Annotated in this window: 4 protein-coding genes; all 4 read left to right on the top strand. The window is 30.6% G+C overall.

The features are described from left to right. Window positions 1–325 precede the first annotated feature (325 nt). Genes UIB65_RS06145 through UIB65_RS06130 form a run of 4 tightly spaced genes read left to right on the top strand, consistent with a single transcriptional unit; the run spans window position 326 to window position 3,448 of the window. Window positions 326–1,561 (top strand): LL-diaminopimelate aminotransferase, encoded by a 1,236-nt coding sequence (locus UIB65_RS06145; RefSeq protein ID WP_330040283.1) that lies wholly within the window; start codon window positions 326–328, stop codon window positions 1,559–1,561. After that, window positions 1,562–2,263 (top strand): DUF6882 domain-containing protein, encoded by a 702-nt coding sequence (locus tag UIB65_RS06140; RefSeq protein ID WP_330040282.1) that lies wholly within the window; start codon window positions 1,562–1,564, stop codon window positions 2,261–2,263. It begins immediately after the preceding gene. Continuing rightward, the gene (locus UIB65_RS06135) at window positions 2,253–2,852 is read left to right on the top strand and encodes a hypothetical protein (RefSeq protein WP_330040281.1); all 600 of its coding nucleotides are present in this window, start codon (window positions 2,253–2,255) and stop codon (window positions 2,850–2,852) included. Before UIB65_RS06140 ends, UIB65_RS06135 begins: the two co-directional genes overlap by 11 nt. A 2-nt stretch (window positions 2,853–2,854) precedes the next feature. Next, window positions 2,855–3,448 carry a hypothetical protein gene (locus tag UIB65_RS06130; protein WP_330040280.1) on the top strand — a complete coding sequence of 198 codons (594 nt, stop codon included), beginning with the start codon at window positions 2,855–2,857 and terminating at the stop codon, window positions 3,446–3,448. The last annotated feature ends 241 nt before the right edge of the window (window positions 3,449–3,689 follow it).

Below are 3,689 nucleotides of genomic sequence, written 5' to 3'. Positions count from 1 at the left end.
TTGTTGTAGTGTCCGCAGTTGCTGCATATTTTGCTTGATGGGTACCATCTGCTTATTTGTCTTAGTGTTTTTCCGTATATTTCGGCTTTGTATTTGATCAATTGAAAATGCATTTCAAAAAACAATGCTAAAATCAAGAAAACGAACATTCAAGACCAAACGAGGCGTTTTAAAACGAATCTATCGCAGAGATCTCATTTGGAATGACAATCGCAAAAAGGATTTTGAAAATCAACAAAGTTTTTGAAAGAGTCTTAATTAATCATTCATTTTATATATTGCAAAAATAAAATATATATTAGATTAATATTTTTGAGGATTTATCATGGTTGTTAAAATTAATGAGAATTATCTTAAATTGAAAAGTAGCTATCTTTTTGTAGAAGTTGCAAGAAGAGAAACTGAATTTAGAAAAGCAAATCCTGATGCAGACATTATTAAAATGGGTATTGGGGATGTAACTAAGCCATTAGTTCCTGCAGTTATTGAAGCATTCCATGCTGCTGTTGATGAACTTGCTGATGCTGAAACATTTATGGGTTACGGACCTGAACAAGGTTATGAATTTTTAGCTAAAGCTATAATTGAAAATGATTACAATAAGTATGGAATCGATTTAGATACATCTGAAGTATTTATCAGTGACGGTGCTAAAAGTGACACAGCAAATATTCAAGATATCTTCGGCATTGATAATAAAATTGCTGTAACTGACCCTGTTTATACTGTATATGTGGATACCAATGTAATGGCCGGAAGAACCGGCGAAATGAAAGATGATGGAATGTATGAAGGATTAACCTACATTAAATGTAATGCGGAAAATGGATTTGTTCCAGAACTTCCATCAGAACCTGTAGATATCATTTATTTATGTTATCCTAATAATCCGACTGGTACTACTCTTACAAAAGACCAATTAAAAGTATTTATTGATTATGCAAAAGAAAACAAAGCAATTATATTATTTGATGCAGCTTATGTGGCATTCATTACTGAAGATGATGTTCCTCACTCCATTTATGAGATTGAAGGTGCAAAAGAAGTAGCTATTGAATTCAAGAGTTTCTCTAAAACTGCAGGATTCACTGGAACTCGTTGTGCCTACACAGTTGTTCCTAAAGAATTGAAAGGATATGACTCTGAAGGTAATGAAGTAGAAATTAATCCATTATGGAACAGAAGACAAACCACAAAATTCAATGGTGCTTCATATCCTGTTCAAAAAGCTGCCGAAGCAACTTTCTCTCCTGAAGGTCAAAAACAAATTGAAGAAATTATTGAATATTATATGGAAAACGCTAAAATTATAAGAGAAAGCCTAACAGACATTGGTCTTGATGTTTATGGTGGAGTAAGTTCTCCATATATCTGGGTAAAAACCCCTAATAATATGGATTCCTGGGACTTCTTTGATTTATTGTTAAACGAAGCTAATGTAATTGGAACTCCAGGTTCAGGGTTCGGCCCTAGTGGTGAAGGATACTTGAGATTGACTGCATTTAATACATTGGAAAATACTAAAGAGGCAATGGATAGAATTTCAAAATTAGAATTTTAGGTGTTAATATTGAAAGTAATTGAAAAACCAATAGCTATTGAAGAAGGAGATTCATTTAAAACAGTACTGTCTAAATATGGGGCTTTGGCTCTTGACAAACAAGAAAATCTTTCAGAATTAATTGGTGAAACAGTTGGTGATTTGGATATTGAAAAGGGAATAATCTCTTTTGATGATATTTCACTTCCTGTGCAAATCTTAGGATTTTATTCTCAGGATTTAGAGCAATGGTCTTGGGCTTGGGATAATGAAGATATATTTGGAGAGAATTTAATTAAACTATCAAAGCAAATCAAAGATATTGGTGATGAGTTTGAAATAAATGAATTTAATTCTCCAGATATTCACTCTGACTATAATGATTGCCATTCTTTAGCAATGACTTCAACAGCTATATTTGATTATGATGCTTATTATGCAGTTTCTGAAGATGGAATTGACATATTTGTAGTTATCAAATCTGATTTAATCAAAGAGAATAATTCCGTTGTAAAATTTAGGGATACTTATTTAACTTTCCAAAAGAATTTCAATATATACCCTAGGATTGCTTTTGAAGCATACACTAAACTTAAAGGATATGGTTATAAACCTCATGATGACTTTGCATTGGCTAAAATCGGTGAAAGTCGTGTGATGGTTGGATTTACCGAAAGAGGTAATGTAACCCGTATTTTAATCTTTGGTGACGATGAAAGATGAAATCATGAATCCGGATTTAGTTGAAGAAATCGAATATATGATTAATGCACTCTCTAAATCTGGTTTTTTCAATAATGATGAAATCATAGAAATATTGGAGGATGAATTCATTGAGGAAAATGTTGATTTTTCTCAATTTAATATTTCTTTGAATGAATTTGACAATGTTAATTTCAATAGGTTGGATAATGTTTTTAACTTATTAGTTAATGAAAATATTGTGGCTATTCATAATTGTGGTTATGATATTGAAGAAGGCGTAAATGATGCCTTTGAATTATTTGTCCATCTAAAAAATAATAATTATTCTCCGGAAGGATTTTGCTTTTATACTTTTGAAGATGTCGAAGAGGCTATCTTAGAAAGCAAATTAAAAATCACTTTTGGGGATTTTGAAAATGATGAGAATAAAGCTTTAGAAATTGGCAAAATTGTTTGCAATTTTCTGAAATCTGAAAATTTTGAAATTAATTGGGATGGAACAATTAATAATCAGATTGAAATTAATCCCTTCGAGTGGGATAAATCTTATGATGATGAAAAAGAGTTTGAAATTGAAGGAGCTTATGATAATTTTACAAAGGGGTAAAAATGAACGGAAGATCACTTAAATTAATTAGAGATGTAATTATTAATTCAGGTAAATTGACTTCAATTGAAATATCTCAAGATTCAATTTATATAGATTTTCAGGATGTTGAACTTGGAGTTCCTAAAGAAACTGAAGATTTCACTCTTACAGTTCGTTTTGCACTTGATTCTTTTTTCACAGTGTTTTATAATAATATCTGGGATATTGAGTTTTTATCTAAATACAATTTTAAAAATCAGCTTTTAAGGGAAGATGTTTTGATTGATGTTGAGGATATAAGATTTGTTGACTTCGAGTATCTTAATAATTTCTTCTATGATTATAAAAAAGAGAAAACCATATCTGTTGTAGAAGACTTCAATATTCACAATATCAGAAATGATTTTTTCATGTTAATAAAAACAAGAGATATAGCTATTGCAGTTGGCGGAAATCAACTTGATTTTTTCACAAATCATGAAAAATTGGATGATGCATCTTTAAGGGAATTGTCCAACCAGTGGATGCTTTACTTCTTGAAATATCATTTGAAAAGAAATATTATAAAAAATCCAATGTGTGAAAATCATCCATTGATGTATCCTAAGGAATAATTTCCTTAACTTTTTTATTTTTCATTTAATTATTTTAATTAAACGATTGATTATTGTCTATTTTTTAAAAATAAGTTATTAAATTTTTAATTGTCTTTTTATTGAACTACCTCGACTTTGGAGAAGTCGAGGATTCTTACTTCACGGGCTGATACTCTCCCACGAGAGTAGGATTACCGTGCTATCCCCCCTGTTCCAGAGGTTCATTGTTTCATCGATTAAATCTGTTAATCCTTGTTTT

Source organism: Methanobrevibacter sp. (assembly GCF_036307625.1).
Taxonomy (GTDB): Archaea; Methanobacteriota; Methanobacteria; order Methanobacteriales; family Methanobacteriaceae; genus Methanocatella.
Note: the sequence above shows the minus strand (reverse complement) of the source record. Positions and strands in the feature narration are given on the sequence as shown.

Bases quoted from the DNA above. Each gene is read 5' to 3' on its own strand.
- UIB65_RS06130 (WP_330040280.1), top strand. From the start codon at position 2,855: ATGAACGGAAGATCACTTAAATTAATTAGAGATGTAATTATTAATTCA.
- UIB65_RS06135 (WP_330040281.1), top strand. From the start codon at position 2,253: ATGAAAGATGAAATCATGAATCCGGATTTAGTTGAAGAAATCGAATAT.
- UIB65_RS06145 (WP_330040283.1), top strand. From the start codon at position 326: ATGGTTGTTAAAATTAATGAGAATTATCTTAAATTGAAAAGTAGCTAT.